Source organism: Streptomyces ambofaciens ATCC 23877 (genome assembly GCF_001267885.1).
Classification (GTDB): domain Bacteria; phylum Actinomycetota; class Actinomycetes; order Streptomycetales; family Streptomycetaceae; genus Streptomyces; species Streptomyces ambofaciens.
Window position 1 is genome coordinate 72,441 of record NZ_CP012383.1, and the last position, 17,218, is coordinate 89,658.

Below are 17,218 nucleotides of genomic sequence, written 5' to 3' on the forward strand. Positions count from 1 at the left end.
CGTTACGCCTCCGCGGGGCCATAGTGGAAGGAATCGGCGCGCTTCAGGGTGAGCACCGCCTGATCTGGGCTTTCGGTAGGCCGGTAGGAGTCGGACAGGATCCGCGCCCAGCCCGACCATCTGGTCCATTGGTTGTTGACGGTGACGTGGACGTCGTCGCCGATCTGCCACGACCCCAGGGGTGCGTTGGGGTGGTGTCGGACGGTGATGGATTCGACCTGGCCCATGACCTTGCGGCGTTTCAGCTCTGCGGCCGCGCGCTTCCCCAGAACATCGGTGCCGTTGACGGTAGGCAGGGCCAGGAGGGACTCCATGCGCAGGCCTCCGTCGCGGGAGGGGGCTTCTGCCCGCTTGGTGGCGGTGCCTTCCCCGGAGCCGGTCGCGATGATGACGTTGGCGAAGTCGTCGCCGCTGTAGGTGACGGGCGGGGCGTCGATGATGTTCACGCCCGTCCGGAAGCTGATGTCGGTGCGGCGGGCCCCCAGCCGCGGGTAACCCAGCTTCAGACGCTTCTCCACCAGGCCGTTCGTGAGGTATCGGCAGGTGTTCGTGTACTGCGGAGCGCCCTCCTCCGACACCAGATCGTCCAGGTGGTCGCCGAGATTCGGGTTCTCGTACCAGTACGAGTGCCACAGCTCCGCGGGCGTGCCCACCGTGATCTGCGAAGTGGTCGAGTCGACAACGACGCCGAGGTTGCCGTCGGGCTGCTCCTGCGCATACGCCCACACGTCGCGGATGATTTTGCACGGGTCCGTGTACACGTAAGGGCCACGGGCCTTGAGCTCGCCGTGGGTGTCGTGGCGCTTCGTCAGATACGACGACCAGCCGGCCGCCTCAATCTGGCACTCGCCGTCCTGCGCGGTGATGTCCCAGATCAGGCCACCCCATCGGAGGTACCCGTCAGCCTCCGCGTAGATGACCGCCTTGCCGGGTATGAGCGAGGCCACGTTGGCTTTCACGAACCGCGGGGAGAGCGTGCCGCGCAGCTCCCCGGGGCCGTTCAACTCGTTGCCGAACTCGGCTTTCGCGAGGGGCAGGGCAGGGTGGAGCTGCACGCCGGTCAGAGCGTGCTGTGTCCAGAACCGCCAGTGGCTCATCAGAGCGCGGCTTCTTCGAATTCGACGTCTGCGATGAACGTCGTTGCGATGTCGACGCCGATGTTGCCCTGATTGTTGGACGCGGTCCGCATCCGCGACTTCAGGATGATGTTGGTGCCGCGCATTGCCGCGCCCAGAGTGTCTGTGAGAGACATGGTGTCCGCGTTTACGAGCGTGATACGTCGCACTCCGGCGTTCTGGTTGTCGTCGATGTGGACGTCCTGCGCGGCTTGCTTGGCCCCAAAGGTGAAGGTCAGACCGCCGACGACATTGGCGTTGGTGAGACGTAGTCCTGCCACGGTGAAGACGACTTTCACACGGCCAGCCCACGCGGGTACGGCAATCTGCCAGTTCGCGGTGGTTGGGAAATCCTTCCACGTGGTGCTTGTTCCGGTGAGTTCGACGAGGCTTCCGGAATAGAAGTGCTGGTACAGGGAGCGTTCACGGCGCGGGTTGGCGACCTTCCGCAGATCCTTGATCATGGTGTTGGTGATGGTGGCCGTGGAAGCCGGGATGTCGATCCGGGCCAGCGGGATCGCCGAGTAGCCGGCCGGGACCGTGGTCGCGCTGGAGGACACGTTGGGGATGACCTCGAAGAACACGATCGGGTCCACCGCCGGGTCGCGGGTGCCCTCGTACTCGGGGTCCTCGACCCGCAGCACCAGCATGTCGGAGCGGCCCGTGCCGCCCGTCGCGGATATATCTACGGTGTCGGCGCCGATGTTGTAGGCGTTGTAGTAGCCCTGAACGGGGCTGACCTTCCCGGCGATGACCGCGGACCCGTCACCGATCTGCACGCCCGCGCCGGGCGTCGACAGGGCCGTCACCTTGAGGTCGCTGCCGGTGGTGACGCCCTGGTTGTCCCGCGCCAGGTCTTTGATCATCATGCGGAACTGCTGCGCGGAGTGCTCCGCCCCGAGCGTCGCGATGGGGACAGGTACGAGTGCCATCAGTGCCTCACAGGGCCTTGTACGCCGGCCACCAGGTGACGGCGAGAGAGCTGGTCAGGGTGGGGTCGGTCGCGTTCCAGTGGATTTCGTTCAGGCCCGGGTCGAGACGGAACTGGTCGATGCGGGACTGCGCCGTGAGGGGCATGCCGCCGCCGTTGTTGCGGAGGACGGTCCGCCAGCCGGGCCGGGTGTCGATCTCCACCCACTCCCCCGCGAGGAGAGAGCCCTGCACGGTCAGCGTCCTGCCCGTCCCGACATGCTTGATCGTGGGGTTGGCGCACGGCCCGGTGATCCGCAGCACCGGCCATGTCGGCGCCGTGCCCGCGGTGTCAATGAACCCGGGCCGGCCCACCGCGCCCGCCGTGTACTCGATCGTGAACGGGAACACCAAGGGGAACGTCAGGCCGCCCTGGGTGAGGCCGCCGAGGGGCATGGACGTGGTCTGCTGCTCGTCGTAGAACAGGCTGTCCTGGCCGGTGAACTCGATGTCCAGGGGGATCCAGCCGTGGATGGCCTTGGTGAGGTCGGCGTCCAGGGTGCGGATACGGCCGCGGACGATCCGGGCCGGGCGGCCGGGGAACTTCAGGCGGAGGTCGGTGGTGGCGCCACCGGCAAGCCGGACGGCCTCGTCGTCGGCGGCGTCCTGGAGCTCGGCGTGAACGGCGAGCGCACCGGCCTCATCGCCCGGAACCTTGATGCCGGCGTCGATCCGAATCGTCCGCCCGGCAAAATAGTCGGGGCCCAGCCACAGCCCGTCCTCGCCCGGCGGCTCCACGTCCGCGGTGCGCTGCGGCGCCCGCCCGAGCCCTTCGATCGCCGCGATGACCACGGGCGTGCCCTTGCCGATGAGGACGCCGGCTAGCTCGTGCTGGCCGTCGATCAGCTCCACAGGTGTACTCATCCGCGTGCCCCCACTCCTCCGCGGGCGAGGCGCCGCAGCTGGTATCCCTGCCGTGTTTCGATCGTGCGGGCCAGGTCCCGGTCGGACTGGCGGTCGCCGATGTGGAAGTGGGACTCGCCAACAAGGGGGCCCTGCTCACGGATGACGACGACCCGGCCGGCCTGCCCGTCCGTGAGGCCGAGACCGAACCTGCTGGCGACGTCGCCGAGGACCCTTGTGGCGGAGCCCCGCTTGTTCTGCCCGAGGGGGATGTAGGCCTCGCCTCGAGTGGAGGGCTCCGCGAAGCGCACGATGCCGCCCTGGGTGGCGTACAGGCCCGCCCGAATGCCGCCGTTCTCGTACGCCTGACCCTTGTTCGCCTTGATCAGGTCGGAGAGGAACCGGGCAGCCTTACCGCCCAGGAGCTGATGCAGGCGAGTCTTCGACTTGTTGCCGACCTCGATGATCTCGTCCTCACCCAGGCCGGTCTTGTCCGCGACCTGGTGGATACCGACGTTCTTGTTGGTGATCGCGGCGATGATCTCGATGAGCTTGCTCATCTCATCTGGGGTGAGCTGCGCTTTCGCCTGCTTGACCTCGTCGTTGGCCTTCTTCGCCTTCGACGGGCTCTTCGCGGCCTCCGCGGCGAGCTCCATCGACGCCTGGTCGCCCTTGCCCGCGAGATGGGAGGCGAGGTCGCCGTAGCCCATCGCGGCCAGCTTCGCGAGGTTGTCCTGGAAGATCCGGTTGCTGCCGGTGGCGTGGTCGAGCTGCTCGGTGAAGTCGGACAGCTGGGCGCGGGCTTCCTGCATCATCCGCCGCAGCGCGATCGACATGGAGGCGACGTACTTGTCGGTGCCCTTGGCCATCTTCGCGGCGAGCGCCATACCCTCATCGCCCATGGAGGCGAGAGCGCGGGCCACGTCACCGCCGGCCCGGTCGGCGACCTTCTCCAGGTTCCGGTTCCAGGCGACGGTGGCCTCGCCCATCTTCCAGAGTTTCTTCTCCACCGCGGCGAGGTCGAAGTACTCGACTTCCTTGCCCTTGACCTTCTTCGTCTTCTTCCCGGCCGCGATGGCGTCGGACGGCGAGTACAGGGACCCGGAGACCGGGTCGTACTGCCAGTTGGAGATGCCGCCTTCGGCGTACCAGTCGATGCTGCGCGGGTCTCCGCCCAACCGGGACACGATCTCCTCGGTGATCCGTCGGGACCGAGGGCGCGCTGACCGTCGGAAAGGCACATACCCCTCGCCCTGAGTCTCCCGCTCACCCCACACCCGGTACGAGCCGGCCGGGGCGATCTGCGCCTGGTGCTGGTCGGGGCGGTCGTCACTGCCGTTGGCGAAGAACGACACGTTGCCCGCCCGGATGCCGCCCTTGGCGTAGTAGTCAACGATCCCGCCCTGGGCGTAGCCGTTCATCTTGGCGTTGTTCCGGCCGACGGTCCCCTCGATACCGATGGTCCGGTAGCGGGCGGTGATGGTGACCTGCTTGGACTTCACCGCAGCGATCGCGGCCGCAGCGGCTCGGGCGGCCTGGGATGCGGCGTCCCGGGCAGAGATGGTGATCGTCTTGTTCTTCAGGGCGTCCCGTGCGGCCTGAACGGCGGCGAGGCGTTCCTTGGCCGTGGCGGTGTTGGCCGTCACCGTGAACTTGCCGTTGGGTAGCCGTGTGACGGTGAAACCAAGCTCCTCGAGGAGCGCGACCGCGTCCGACGTGAGCGCGTTGACCGTGACACTCTTCGACCCGGGCGTCCTCTTGATCGCGGAGATCACCGATTCGAGGCCGACGATCGCGTCCTCGGTGCGCATCTCGAACGTCGTCGTCTTCGAGTCCGGGATCTTCAAATATGAGGAGGCGAGCGCTTCGGCCTGGGCCTTCGACAGGCCCATCGCGGAGGCCGCATCGACGAATGCCGCCTTGCCACGTTCCTGAATGCCAGTGACGTACTCCCAGGACCGGCCCTGCTCCCGGGCCGCTGTCGCGGCCGCGTCGGTGTTCGCGGCGAGTGCGCTCAGGACTTCCTCGGCGTCCCGGGCCTTCTGCGAGCCGAGGTCGAGTTCCCCGTCCCGCATTCTCAGGGCGCTGCCGTGTTCCTTGGCCGCGGCGGTCGCGTCGTCGATGGACTGCTCGAACGCCGACATCGCGGACCCGGCGGCCCGGTTGACGTCGTTCAGGGCGACGATGGCCTGCCGCAGGCCGTCGGCGCTGGCCTTCTGCGCTTCCAGCTTCGAGGCGGTCTGCTGGGCCGCTTCACCGAAGATGCCCTGGGACTGGGCGGCCATCTCCTGTTCGAACTTGTGGTCGGCGAGAGCGTTGGTGTAGCCGGTGGTGGCCTCCTTCAGCTCCCCCATGTCGCCGCCGGCGGTCTTCCACAGCTTCACCAGCAGGTCGTACTGCTCCTTGGCCTGCTTGAGGTTCCCGGACTTGACGAGGTTGGCCATCGACTGGTCCCACGCGTCGATGTTCTTCTTCGCCGTGGAGATACCGGGCCCCTCGGCGATACCCACCCACGTCCCGAAGTCGGACGTCCATTGGGCGAGCTTGTTGTCGGAGGCGCCCTTGGACACCATCGCGATGGACGCGGCCATCTCGTCCAGGTTCGTGCTCAGGACGCCGGTGGTCTTCCCCGTGGAGATCAGGGTGTTCAGGCTGGTGGACAGCTCGTCGACCTGGACGGCGGGTTTGTTGTCGGACAGCTCGTGCAGGGCGAAGACGATCGCGGCGATACCGGCGGCGGCCGCACCGAACCGGGCTCCGGCCGACAGGGAGGCGACCGCGGCCCGGAAGCCTGCGATGCCTCCACCGGCGGCGGCGGACGTGGCGCCGAGTGTCGCGATCGACGTGGACAGGCGGCCCACCGCACCGGACACCGCGGCGGCACCGAGCCCGGCAAGCTGGATCAACTTCAGGCCCGCCGCGACCTGGAGGAGGATCCCCACGAGTTCCGGCGGAAGCGCCGCTACCAGGTTGGCGACGGCGGTGACGAGGGTGAGCATCGACGGTCCGGCCTCGGCCGCTCCCGCTGCCAGGGTGCTGATCGCGTCACCGATCGCGTCGATCGCCGCACGGGCTTCGGGCCCGTTCTCACGGGCGTAGTCGAGGATCTGACCGAGAGCACCATCAGTGGAGCCGCCCTCGGACACGACACGCAGCAGGTGGATGACCTGGTCGGTGAAGGAATCGAGGCTGGAGTCGGTGAGAGCCGCGACCTTGTCCGACAGGGCATCGAAGCCCGGGGTACTGATGGCGCCGCCGGCGACGTCCAGCAGCCGGTCCATCGACCCGGAGAACGACTCCACCTGCGGGCTGAGGTGGGGCAGCAGCTCCTGGAGGATGGCGAAGCTCTTGGTGACGGGCTCCATGGTGAAGGCGGCCATGTCGTCCGACCAGTCACCGAACTGGGTCTTCAGGTTCGACAGGGCGGCCGCGGCCTTCTGTGTCTCCGGGGGCAGGGCGGCGATCTGCCGCTGGTAGGCGAGCTGCGCCTCGGCCGCTTCGGCGGAGGCGGCACCGTGGTCACGGACGGCGTCCTTGTACGCCTTCTCCGCTTCGGCGGCTTCCTTCAGCGGGCCGATCTGCCCGGCCAACGCGACGCCGAACGCGGTCGCTGCGCCTCCGGTGGCGGTGAGGATCCCGGCCAGCGGTGCGAGGGTGGCGGCCAGGCCCGCGATGAGGGGGATCGCGGCGGTTGCGATGGGCAGCAGTCCGGCGAGGCCGAAGTTCGCTCCTCCACCCGATCCGCCGCCGATGCTGGAGCCGAGACCGCGGAGGGCGCTGGTGTCGGGGGTGACGCGGACGGTGATGGTCTGCGACATGGACGCCCACCGCACGGCGTCGGAGACGTCCCGGCGCAGCTGCATCGGGTCGCGGAGACCGATGGGAATCTCGATGCGGTGCCCCCATGCCGCCCACCGGACGGCGTCCTCGACTTCCCGCCTGAGCTGCATGGCGTTGCCGAGGCGCAGGTTCACGGCGAGGCCCTGGCCGGCGCCTGCTGTGGTCAGGGCGGACGTGACTTCGCTGCGGAGGTGGTCGGCGTCCAGGTCCAGCCGAATGCGGATGCTCTGCCCGTCGCCTGCCCTCGTAAGGGCCGCGTTGACGTCGTCGCGGAGATGAGCAGCGTCGATGTCGAGGCGGACGCCGAGACCCTGCCCGGATCCCGCTGCGCTGAGCGCATCAGTGACATCGGAGCGGAGGTGCGCTGCGTCAACGTCCAGCCGGACGGTGATGTCGTCTGCTGCAGCGGCCCGCAGGAGGGCGAGTTCTTGGCGGGCTTCCTTGATGCGGCGCTTGAGCTTGCGGGCCTCCTTCGCACTATCGCGGAGGGTCGATGCCAGGTCGGAGCCCTGACCGGTCAGCCGGACACTGAGATTCCACTCGGACACGGCGGGCTCCTTCCTCTAGTGCTGGTGGGACTGCTGGAATGCGAGGGCTGCGTGGACGCTGGTGGGGATGAGGGCGACCTTCACGCCGTGCCCCTCATCGCCGTCGGGGACTTCCTTCTGCCGGTCCTGGAGGAGCTGGCAGCCGATGCAGCGGTGGGTGGTGGCCCGGTAGGCGTCCTCGTCGCCGCCGGCGTCCTCGTCCCACTCCTCGGGGCGGGTGCCGCAGGTCGGGCAGACCTGCCGGAGGTAGTGCTCGTAGGCGCGGGCTTTGCGGCGGTCGAGGTCCGACCAGGTGCCGTCTCCGTGACCGCGGTAGAAGCTGTGCGGGATGCGGTACTGGCGGCACAGCTCCATCTCGGCACGGAAATCCGGGGCATCGATCAGCCTTTTCCCAGGTCGGTCCGCTGCTGGTGCTGGATCCCCCAGGCGGCCCGCCACAGGGCGGTCGCGTCGGCGGACGACCACGACTCCAGGCAGTGCTGGGCGTACTCGACCGGCATGCCGTCCAGGGACGCGGCGGAGATCAGGGCGGGGGCGAAGGTGTCCAGCAGGAAGTCCTCGCCGTCGGCTTCGCCCTGCTCCGTCGGCGGGTGCGCCTTCTGGAGGTCCTCCAGGGCCTTCCGCTCCAATGCCGTGAACTTGAGCGTCACGGACGCCTTGTCGAATGCCTTCTGTGCCGCGGCCAGGTCCGTCTTCGCTGTGTCGGCGTCCCGCTGCACCAGCGCTTTGACGTCGGGGTCGGCGTCGTCGGCGAGCGCGTTGAGGCGGTCGGTGGCCTGCTGGTTGGCGGCCTTGGCGCGGAGGAGCTGCTGGCGCAGGTCGGGGTCTTCGCAGATGGTGAACGTGGCGGTGGGCAGCTTGATGCTGTCGAGGCGCTTCTGGAGGGCGTCCCAGCTGCTGGTCATGTGGCGGGTCTCCTGTGGGAAGGCCCGGCCGGGCGCGCGGCGCCCTTCCCGAGTACGTCGGGCCCGGCCGGGGGATTGTGGGGTGCGGCCGGGATCAGGTCAGGGTCGGGACGGTGCCGTTGAACAGCGGCCGGTCCGTGATCGTGAACTGAACTGTGATCTTCGCGGCCTCGTTGTCCGTGGTGTATGCCTTGGAGTTGCTGACCACGGTGGCCGGGTAGATGTCCATCCCCTTGTTGCCGGTCGTCAGGCCCTTGGAGAAGATGCCGACGAAGCCGCTGGTTCCCTTGGCGAGGTCAGTCTCGATGTCGTCGAGGGAGCTGTCCTCGTAGAAGGTCAGGCTGGAATCGGCTGCCGAGTCGTCGCCGCCGATCTTCGACACGAAGGTGGACTCCATGTCGGGGGTCTCGATCGGCGTGTTCTCGAGGCTGAAGCCGTCGATGGCGTTGATCTGCCCGGTGTAGTCGGTGCCGGCGTCGATCTCCGCGCCGGTCGGGATGAGCGTCGGCGCGGCGATGGCGGGGATCCAGTAGATCTTCGTGACGCCCTTGCGGTTGAACCTTGCCATGTTGGCCCCTTGCGGATACGGGGCCAATGCGTGGGGCCCCTGCTACACGTGTGGTGTGGCGGCCACCTGTGGTGGTGGCGTCCGCGTGGGGTCCCGCCGCGGTGCGGTGTTGCCCAACCCGTGGGGGGTCAGGCGGGGGTCAGGTTGAACCTGAACCTCTGCACATAGGTCATTATCGCGGCTTCCTGCTCGGACGTTCCCCCTGGCACTGCCCCCCACTCCACGTCCAGAGACCGGGCCATGCAGGTGTAGCCGGGGACGGCCAGCGGGTGCAGCCACTGGCCGGTGACCGGGTTACGCCCGAGGAAGACGGTCCGGGCCTTGTCGGCCATCCACTCCAGCTGGTCCTGCGTCGCCGTGGACTGGGGCTTCGTCGGGTCCGGACCGGAGACACTGGTGATCTGATAGACGAACGATCCGTCCTCGTGCAGGTCGGTGTAGGGCGCTCCGGATACCTGGGTGTCGACGGAGTACAGCAGGTAGTAGGGGGGTGCTTGCCCGTCGGCTGGGGCGCGGCCGCGGCCGACGGGCTTCCCGGAGCCGGCGGCCAGCGTGGTCGCCACCCAGTTCGTCACGAGCCGTTTCTCGATCATGCGAGTAGCTCCCCTACGGCGGCCAGCATCTGCTCGTGCAGGGTGTCCTCGATGTGGCCGAGGGCGGGCTGCACGTGCGGGAAGGGCGGCTGGTTGTAGACGCGTCCCAGGGAGTCGGGCCCGACGAAGCCGAACTCCAGGCGCCGACCTTGGGGGGCGTTCGTGCCGATGGTGCATTCGGCGCCGTACGGGATGCCGCTGGTGACGGCCCGCCAGGACGCCCGGTACTGCCCGGTGATGACGTTCGGGCCGGGCCGGCCGGAGGCGTTCGCGCGGATCCTGGCCACGCCGGCGCTGCCGACGCGCCGCACCCGGCGTTCGATGGTGTCGCCCAGTTCGTCGGCCGCGGCGTCGAGCCGGTCGGCGAGGTCGTCGAGGTTCACGACGCACCTCCGCGGGGGGCCTGCTTCATGTCCAAGGGGGTGACGCGGACGACTTCGACGGTGGAGGCGCGGCCCGGGTCCTGGCAGAACCACGTCCGGCCGATCAGGGCCGTGTTGGCGGGGTTGTGGACGGTGATGACAGTGACGAGGTCGTCGCGGGCGGGCATCGGCGCCGACAGGGGGGTGAAGAGGCGGGCCGGGGACATGGTCTCTTCCGCCCACGGCAGCGTCGACGACGGGAGAGAGCTGATGCCGCCCGGGGCGCCGGCCGCGACGACTCCCCCGACGCCCTCGTAGACCAGCTCAGGCTCCGGGTACTCGAGGTCTCCGGTGTCCGGGTTGAGGACGGGATCGCCGGAGACGGGGCGGACGACGCGCACGACGTCGATCATCAAGTTGTTGAGGAGCCACGCGCTGACAGGTGCGAGCGCGTCATCGAGGCCGGCCATCAGTGTTCCCCTCTGGCCCAGTCGGCGGCCTGCCGGAGCATGGCCCGGGTCAGGTCGTACTGGTTGTTGCCGAGGTCGTCCCGGTTCAGGGCGGCGTTCTCGAGTTCGGCGGGGTCGAGCTGGGCGAGGAACGCGGCGACGATGTCACCAGGGGTGTCGGGGATGCCGACGGCGACCCGGGCAAGGCCTTCGAAGACCAGGCCATCGGGCTGCCGGGTGTGGAGGACGGCGAGGGGCAGACCGCCGGCGATGTCGTGCTGGAGTGTGTAGCCAGTGACGGTGCCGGACGGGAGAGCTTCGCCTTCGATGCGGATGGTGGCGTGGCCGGGCTGGGCGTCGATACGGAGGTGGTGGGCCTGCGGCTCGGTGGGCTGATCGGTCACAGGGGCGCTCCGGTGCGGATCTCGGTTCGGCCGATGAGGTCGAGGCGGGGCAGGAACTCCCGGATGCAGTGGGCGTGCGAGGTGGGGTGCGCGAGGGCGTCCTGCACGGTGCGGAGGGTCCGGTGCGCCTTGTCCTCGTCCTGGTGATCACGCCATCCGCAGCCGTTACCGTCTCGGACTTCCACCCACTCGGTGCCGAGCTCGTCGAAGGTGGTGCGGGCGGCGGCAGTGTTCGCGGTGGTCGCGGTCTGCCAGGTGATCGCGGCGGACGCCCACGCCTCGACCGGGTGCTTCGCGTTGTTGGCGTACACCACGGTGTCCAGGGGGTGGTCCCGGCGGAGCGCGACTGCGTCGAAGCGGGCGGATTGGGTGTCGCGGGCGGCGTCCTGCGCGGCGCGGAGGAACGCGCGGGCCCGTCGGAGAGCTTCCTGGATGCGGCTGGTGATGTCGGCGTAGTACTGCGCGGACAGGGCCGTCACCTGGGCTTGGTGGCGGGCGGTCCAGGTGAACAGGCGGTTGGGTCGGTCGACGTGGTCGAGTGTGGTGTGGGCGCCTTCCCGGTAAATCAGGGGGAGGTCGGTGGCGGCCCAAGACTCGGCGAAGGCCATCGCTGCCCGGTTGAAGGTGGCCAGGGCGGTGTTGAAGGCGGCGGTCGCGGTCCTCAGGCGGGTGCCGGTGGAGCCGCTGCGGCCGGGTCGGGTGCGGGTGAGGGCGTGCAGGAGGGTGGTCTGGGCGTTGATGAGGATCCGCCAGGCTTTGGTGAGGCGGCCGACGCCGGAGGTGATGTAGCCGAGGAGGCGTTGCCGGAGGCTGCGGCCGCGGCGGACGGGGGTGGTCATCGTCGTGGCCGCTCTACGAGCCGGAACACGCCGAGCTGGACGCTGCCGTCGTTGGTTCCGGTGCCGGGCGGGTCGTCCGGTGCGGGCGGCTCCCCTGCTTCAAGGAGGGCGATCTGGCGTTCTAGGGCCTTGATGTTCTCGGTGAAGGCGACGGCGACGACACCGGAGACGTTGACGCTGGCCGGCTGCTGGATGAGAGCGGCCTTGCGTTCGTAGAGGACCTCGATGGCGACGGCGCGGGCGGTGCCGAGGCGGGCGTAGCGGGGTTCCAGGTCGGCTACCGGTGTGGTGGGGCCGAGCTGGGAGAGGAGCCAGGCTTGCACGCTGGCGGTGAGTGCCATGGCTGGTGTCCTCCAGGGGCTGGGTTTGGGAAGGGGTGGTGCGGGTGCGGGCCCGCCTGTTGGCGCCCCCACCACAGGGGCGGGCCCGCACTCCGCTAGTCGCCGCTGCTGCCCTCGTCAGCGGCGCCCCGGCCCCGGGCCGGCTTGCTGGCCGCGGTCCTGCGTGCGGCGGTCTTCTTGGCCGTGGGGGCGGCCTGGTCGTCACCGGCGACGGAGGTGGCGCCAGAGGCGTCGTCCTGGCCGTCGCCGGTAGGGCCGGCGTCCTCCGGGCTGTCCGGCTTCTGGTCCGTCTGCGTCTTCGGCAGGCGGGGGAGCTTGCCGTCGACCCAGGCGGACGGGCTCTTCACCAGGGCGGCCAGGCGCGGCTCCGGGCTGGTGCCCTGGTGCAGCGTGACCGTCTGGTGCGTATCCGGATCCGTCACATACACCGTGGCTGCGAGTCGGGCGGCCATGGGTTACCACACCGTCGCGGCGATGTGGATGTCCGGGACGTACATGACGGGCAGCGCGGCCGCGGAACCCTTCGTCCACACCTGCGGCGGGTCGTCCTGGACGCCGCGGGTGACGACGATGCCGGGGGCCTCTTCCCGCACGATGGACGGGTTGCCGCCCTGGGACAGGAGCAGGCCGTCGGCGGTCAGCCCGTACTGGGTCTCCGCCCACTGCTGCGGGTTGGGCGGCAGGAGGAAGAACATGTTCTCCGGCAGCGCGCGGACGTCCGAACCGGTGTCCAGTTCGATCTTCACGTCGTAGGTGGTGATCGGCGGGAGGTTGTAGCGGGCGCGGACGACGTTGACCTCGTTCGGGGCGAGGACCGCGGTGGGCGTCGCCGACGGGCTGACCGAGCCGTAGTAGGCGGCGCGGTAGGAGTTGTTGCCCATCATCAGCGCGGCCGTCTTGTACGACGTCAGCACCCGGGCCGGCGCGGGGGCGCCCGAGGACCGGAGGACCTCGATCCACCGCTGCTCGTCGGCGAGGATGTCCGCGGTCGGGTCGGTCCAGTCGACCGGGGCGGTCGGCATGTTCGCGGACGGCACCGAGTAGTCGGCCTCAAGGGTGAGGCCGTTCTCGCCGACGAGGGAGAACTTGCCGTCGATCAGGAGGTCGGCGACGGCGAGCTCGAGGCGCTTCTTGATGGACAGGACGTGCGCGGCGACGTCGTCGTAGACGGCGTCGACGAGGTCCCGGGAGTCCATGCCGCGGTCGACGTTCTCGAGGATCGTCTCGAACTCGCCGACGATGTACTTCTGACCGAGCGGGAGGAGCTTGCCGGAGGTCGCGAACTGCGTGATCTCACGCGTGGCGACCTTCGTCTGGGCGTCCCACGCCCGGTAGGAGGCGGCGGCGACCCGACGGCGGGTTCCTCGCGTCTCCCACTTCACCGAGTTGATGGTTCGCTCCGGCATCACCGTGCGGGTGAGCTCGTAGTCGGCGGGAGTCTGGATCTCACGCGCGAACGCGTTGATCTCGGTGACGCTGATGTCGCGGAGCAGGAGCTCCAGCATGTCGTTCGGCATGTCGGTGTCTCCTGATCAGACCTTGTAGACGAACTGGGTGTTGGAGCCGTCCGCGACGTCCGTGGGGTCGAAGGCCACGGGCAGCTTCGCCACGTCGATCTGGCCGTGGACCATGAGGGGCGCTGCGACCTTGGTGGCGCCGGGGTGGAAGGCGACCTCGGTGAACAGGAACCCGGCGAAGACCTGGGAGCCGTCCGTTGCGGTGGCGGTTCCGCCGGCGGTGGTGGTGGCGATGGTGATGTCCGGGGTGGTGCCGCCGGTGAACGACTCGGTGGTGGTGACGGAGGAGACGTTCTCACCGAGGTACTGGCCGCCCCAGGTCAGGGTGTAGGGGCCGCCGGCGTTGCCGGTGACGGTGACGTCGCCCGGGTTGACGTTGGAGAGGCCTTCGAGGGCCGTCTGGACCTGGGCGGCGGTGGCGTTGTAGGCGACCGCGGCGGTGGTCTGGCCGTCGAAGGTGATGGTGAACGTGCCGCCGGTGGGTCCGCCGGTCACGGTGAGGGTCTGGACCTCGTTGGTGACGGCGGAGTACGGGGCGAACAGGCCCGTCGCGGAGACCTTGCCGAGGGGGATGCCGGACTTCAGCTTCCGCTCGGGCTGGTACTTGGACGCCTCCGTCCAGTGCAGGTTCTCGTCGAACTGGGTGAGGTCGAGGGTGACGGACTGGTTGGCTTCGATGCCGAGCATGCTCATGAGCCACGGGCGGCCGACAGCGAGCGTCTCGGTGCTGGTGTACGGCTGGATGTCCACGCCGTAGCCCCTTTCGCGATGTACGCGGGTGTGTGGTGAGGGCACCTGTGGTGGTGCCGTCCACGTGGGGTCAGGGCGTGGTCCCTAGGCCGTGCTGGTCGTGCGGTCGGTCAGGCTGCGTTGTCGTGGCGCAGGCCCATGGCTTCGGCGCGCTTGCGGGCGGCTTTTTGGAGGGCGTCCTTGGTGCTGGCGGGCTGCCGGGGGGCGTTGCCTCCGGCGGGTCCACCGGACGGGGCCGGCGGGAGAGTCTGGGGGGCGGTCGGGGCGCCGAACAGTTCGGGGCGGCGCTTCTTCAGCGCCTCCGCTGCCGTGGTGAGGGCCGTGGCGTCGGCGTCCGGGGTGTCGCGGAGGTCCCGCTCGAGCATGGCGAGTGCGTCCTGAAGGTTCGGGGCGGTCACGTTGCCCTGCTCGTCGACCTGGTCGAGGGCGCCGAGGCGGGTGAGGGCCTGCTCCCGGGCCAGCGCACGTCGCTCAGCCTGGATCGCGGCGCGTTCCTGTTCCGCCTTGGCCTTCTCCGCCTGGACCGCCTGCTGAACCTTGTTGAGTTCCTCAGTGCGGCGCTGCTCGTCGGTGAGGACCTGCTGCCTGGCCTCGTGGCCTTCCTTGAGGGTGGCCTTGAACGCCTCGAGGTCGAACGTCTCGGGGTCGAAGGTCAGGCCGAGGGACTCGGCCATCTCCCGGTAGGCGGCGTTGCGGGACTTCTCGTACTGCCGCGTCATGATCCGGTTGAAGCGGTCCTGGGTCATCGCGACGCCGGTTTCCTTGTCGATGACCGGCTGTGGTCCCGGGGGTGTGGCGGGGGTCTGGGGGGCCCGGTTGGCGAGGTCGGCCGGGGAGGGCACCGGCGGCTGATTGCCGTCGCCATGGCCGCCGTCGTTGTAGAAGACGGCGATGCCGGGCAGGCCGGTGTAGGGGTGGGTCCAGCCGGGGGCGGCGGGACGGCGGGTGTGCTGCGTGGGGCGACGCATCTGTACAAGTCCTCCCAGACTCGCTCGTACTCCAGGCCCCGCGCCTAGATCCAAGTTCAGCACAGATCCCGTCACGTGTTCCCCCCTCCCTCTCCCGACCCGTTCGGGTGGGCTTCCTCGAGGTCCTCCTGGCCCGGGTTGAGGCCGGCCGGGGGAAGGACGACCGCGGGCGCTTCGGGCTCGTCGGGGGCCTTCCGGCCGAGGAAGGAGGCGACTTCCTTCGGGTTGCCGAGGGCGTCGGCGAGGTTCCGGGCGTCCTCGAAGGACCGGGCGTCGATCCGCTTGATCTCCTCTTCGGCGTCCTCGATGGGCCAGCCGATCTCCTGCAACCGTCGGATGGCGGTCTCCAGGGAGATGAGGCCGGCTTCGCGGGCGTCTTTCACCTCGGCGAGGACGGCGGCCTTGTCGGTGGGGGTGTAGGCGCCGCGCATCAGCTTCGCCGGCAAGACCGGGAGGCCGGCCCAGTCGGGATGCTGCCCGGCCTGGAAGAGGCGCTGCACCATTTTGGGGAGGAGCCGGTCGGCGTGGTCGCGGGCCAGGCGCATCCCGGAGATGAGGGAGTCCAGCGGGCCGAGGGCCAACTCGAGCTGGTAGCCGGACGTGAACTGGGCGGGGTCGGAGGTGCCGAGGGCGACGGCGGGCAGGCGGGCGGTGGTCGCGGCCCGGTCCTTGAGGTCGTGGACGTGGTTGCGGAGCTCGGCGAGGTTGCCGCTGGTCTCCACGCTGGTGATGGCGCCGCCCTCGCCGAGGGTGAAGACCATGCCGGGGCCGGCGGTGTACTGCGTCTGCCCGTTCACAGCCTTCCCGGAGATCGCGAGGATCGGGGAGCCGGTGGTGGCGGAGGCGCGGGAGGAGTCGGTGTCGGAGCCGGACAGCTCGTCGAAGACTTGCAGGACCTTCGCCAGGGACGACTGCCCCCAGTGCTCGCCGGGCTCGGGGACGGTGTTGGGGACGTGGATGACGGGGACGAAGTCCTGGTAGAGGTCGAGTTGGTCGAGGATCTCGCCCTGGCTGTTCGTCGCGAAGTGCGCCTTGTCCATCGGCAGGGAGTCGATGTCGATGGGTGCTTTGAGGTCGCCGAGTTCCCAGATGGCGTCGGTGAGGTAGCACGTCTTGTAGGACGGCTGCTCGGACCACGGGTAGAGGCGGGTGATCGACCCGTTGGGGTCGAGGGTGTCGCCGCGGCCGAGGATGGGCTGGGCGGGCTGGTCGTCGGTGGGGTCGGACATGACGGTGGCGCGGACGGGCCGGCTGGTGCGGTCGACGCCGTTCGCGGTCTGCGGGCGGATCCAGTCCAGGTGGTAGGTGATCCGCCGCAGGCGTGCGGGGAGCCGGCGGGCCTTGTCCTCGGGGAGTTCCCAGGCGAAGTGGATCCGGTCGGGGAAGTCGGAGCCGTCGGAGTCCTCGTCGATGATCGGGAAGTAGAAGCCGGGGTCGAAGGTCTTGAGGCGGACGCGTTGCTTGTCGCCGTCCCAGTGGAGGAGGTAGACGCCGTCGCCGAGGCTGACCGCCTTGCGTTCGACCTGGAGGAGTCGCATGGGGAGGAGTTCCTCGTCGGCCCACTCCCGTAGCAGCGTCTGGACCTTCTCCGCGGTTTCGGCGTCGGGGCCGCCGCCGTCGCCGGCTTTCTCGGCGCCGGGGACGGTGATGGTCTGCTCCTCACCGAGGACGTGGGAGGTGATCGTGTCGACGAACATCGACGGGTCGCCGAACTCGCGGCGTTCGCGGGCTTCGTCTCCGTCGCGGAACGCGGTGAGCTCGGCGACCTGGTTTCCGTCGTAGGCCTTGAGCATCTTGTACGCGGCGAGGCGGCGTTCGTCGGCGGCGGGGACCCAGGTGGCGTGGGCTTCGGGGAAGGCCCGGCGGTTGGGCATGCCGAGCTGGTCGCTGTACAGCGGCTTGTAGTTCAGCCACGACCAGGCGTCGATGACGACGGCCTTGGCGCTGGCGAAGAGACCCACAGCGTTCCTTCCCGCTGATCCAGGCCCCGCGCCTTGTGATCAGGGTACGGGCCGGGGCGGGAGGGGATTCCCCCCTGGGTTCGGGGTCTGTTCACCGGAACGGGCGGGGGGAGCGGTCGCGTGTTCGGCCGTCAGACCACCCGAAGGGGTGGCGAATCGTGGCTCTTCGCGATCATCTGGGCCATAAGAGGCCGGAGTTGCGGGGGATTGTCCACAGGGATGGTCGGGAGGACCGTCCGGGACGCT

At 69.3% G+C, this 17,218-nt stretch carries 18 protein-coding genes; all 18 read right to left on the minus strand.

The features are described from left to right. Positions 1 to 2 precede the first annotated feature (2 nt). Positions 3 to 1,097 carry a hypothetical protein gene (locus SAM23877_RS36670; RefSeq protein WP_053143384.1) on the minus strand — a complete coding sequence of 365 codons (1,095 nt, stop codon included), beginning with the start codon at positions 1,095 to 1,097 and terminating at the stop codon, positions 3 to 5. After that, positions 1,097 to 1,984 (minus strand): hypothetical protein, encoded by an 888-nt coding sequence (locus SAM23877_RS36675; RefSeq protein ID WP_159042076.1) that lies wholly within the window; start codon positions 1,982 to 1,984, stop codon positions 1,097 to 1,099. Before SAM23877_RS36675 ends, SAM23877_RS36670 begins: the two co-directional genes overlap by 1 nt. 70 nt (positions 1,985 to 2,054) lie before the next feature. Then, positions 2,055 to 2,948: a phage distal tail protein gene (locus SAM23877_RS36680; protein ID WP_079030872.1), complete on the minus strand. Its 894-nt coding sequence runs from the start codon at positions 2,946 to 2,948 to the stop codon at positions 2,055 to 2,057. Beyond that, a complete protein-coding gene (locus SAM23877_RS36685; RefSeq protein WP_053143390.1) occupies positions 2,945 to 7,315 on the minus strand; it encodes a hypothetical protein in 4,371 nt (1,456 codons plus the stop codon). The genes SAM23877_RS36680 and SAM23877_RS36685 overlap by 4 nt, the downstream gene beginning before the upstream one ends. Before the next feature lie 15 nt (positions 7,316 to 7,330). Then, entirely contained in the window at positions 7,331 to 7,669 is a 339-nt protein-coding gene (locus tag SAM23877_RS36690) for a hypothetical protein (RefSeq protein WP_053143391.1), read from the minus strand. 26 nt (positions 7,670 to 7,695) lie between these two features. Next, positions 7,696 to 8,220, minus strand: coding sequence for a hypothetical protein (locus tag SAM23877_RS36695; RefSeq protein WP_053143393.1), 525 nt, complete (start codon positions 8,218 to 8,220; stop codon positions 7,696 to 7,698). Between the two features lie 94 nt (positions 8,221 to 8,314). Continuing rightward, a complete protein-coding gene (locus tag SAM23877_RS36700) occupies positions 8,315 to 8,788 on the minus strand; it encodes a phage tail tube protein (protein WP_053143395.1) in 474 nt (157 codons plus the stop codon). Between the two features lie 128 nt (positions 8,789 to 8,916). Continuing rightward, positions 8,917 to 9,381: a hypothetical protein gene (locus SAM23877_RS36705; protein ID WP_053143397.1), complete on the minus strand. Its 465-nt coding sequence runs from the start codon at positions 9,379 to 9,381 to the stop codon at positions 8,917 to 8,919. Continuing rightward, positions 9,378 to 9,764 (minus strand): HK97 gp10 family phage protein, encoded by a 387-nt coding sequence (locus SAM23877_RS36710; protein WP_053143399.1) that lies wholly within the window; start codon positions 9,762 to 9,764, stop codon positions 9,378 to 9,380. Before SAM23877_RS36710 ends, SAM23877_RS36705 begins: the two co-directional genes overlap by 4 nt. Further along, on the minus strand, positions 9,761 to 10,213 hold the full coding sequence (locus tag SAM23877_RS36715) for a DUF6093 family protein (RefSeq protein ID WP_053143401.1): 453 nt from the start codon (positions 10,211 to 10,213) through the stop codon (positions 9,761 to 9,763). The genes SAM23877_RS36710 and SAM23877_RS36715 overlap by 4 nt, the downstream gene beginning before the upstream one ends. After that, positions 10,213 to 10,596, minus strand: a complete 384-nt coding sequence (locus SAM23877_RS36720; protein WP_053143403.1) for a hypothetical protein — start codon at positions 10,594 to 10,596, stop codon at positions 10,213 to 10,215. Before SAM23877_RS36720 ends, SAM23877_RS36715 begins: the two co-directional genes overlap by 1 nt. Beyond that, positions 10,593 to 11,435 carry a hypothetical protein gene (locus SAM23877_RS36725; RefSeq protein WP_053143405.1) on the minus strand — a complete coding sequence of 281 codons (843 nt, stop codon included), beginning with the start codon at positions 11,433 to 11,435 and terminating at the stop codon, positions 10,593 to 10,595. The genes SAM23877_RS36720 and SAM23877_RS36725 overlap by 4 nt, the downstream gene beginning before the upstream one ends. Further along, positions 11,432 to 11,776 (minus strand): hypothetical protein, encoded by a 345-nt coding sequence (locus tag SAM23877_RS36730; RefSeq protein ID WP_053143406.1) that lies wholly within the window; start codon positions 11,774 to 11,776, stop codon positions 11,432 to 11,434. The genes SAM23877_RS36725 and SAM23877_RS36730 overlap by 4 nt, the downstream gene beginning before the upstream one ends. A gap of 95 nt (positions 11,777 to 11,871) precedes the next feature. Then, positions 11,872 to 12,228 (minus strand): hypothetical protein, encoded by a 357-nt coding sequence (locus SAM23877_RS36735; protein WP_053143409.1) that lies wholly within the window; start codon positions 12,226 to 12,228, stop codon positions 11,872 to 11,874. A 3-nt stretch (positions 12,229 to 12,231) separates the two neighbouring features. After that, the gene (locus SAM23877_RS36740; RefSeq protein WP_053143411.1) at positions 12,232 to 13,293 is read right to left on the minus strand and encodes a major capsid protein; all 1,062 of its coding nucleotides are present in this window, start codon (positions 13,291 to 13,293) and stop codon (positions 12,232 to 12,234) included. 15 nt (positions 13,294 to 13,308) lie between these two features. Then, a complete protein-coding gene (locus SAM23877_RS36745) occupies positions 13,309 to 14,043 on the minus strand; it encodes a hypothetical protein (RefSeq protein WP_053143412.1) in 735 nt (244 codons plus the stop codon). Between the two features lie 110 nt (positions 14,044 to 14,153). Further along, the gene (locus SAM23877_RS39505; protein WP_053143414.1) at positions 14,154 to 15,011 is read right to left on the minus strand and encodes a hypothetical protein; all 858 of its coding nucleotides are present in this window, start codon (positions 15,009 to 15,011) and stop codon (positions 14,154 to 14,156) included. A 71-nt stretch (positions 15,012 to 15,082) separates the two neighbouring features. Continuing rightward, positions 15,083 to 16,972, minus strand: a complete 1,890-nt coding sequence (locus tag SAM23877_RS39985) for a hypothetical protein (protein ID WP_053143417.1) — start codon at positions 16,970 to 16,972, stop codon at positions 15,083 to 15,085. Between the last annotated feature and the right edge of the window lie 246 nt (positions 16,973 to 17,218).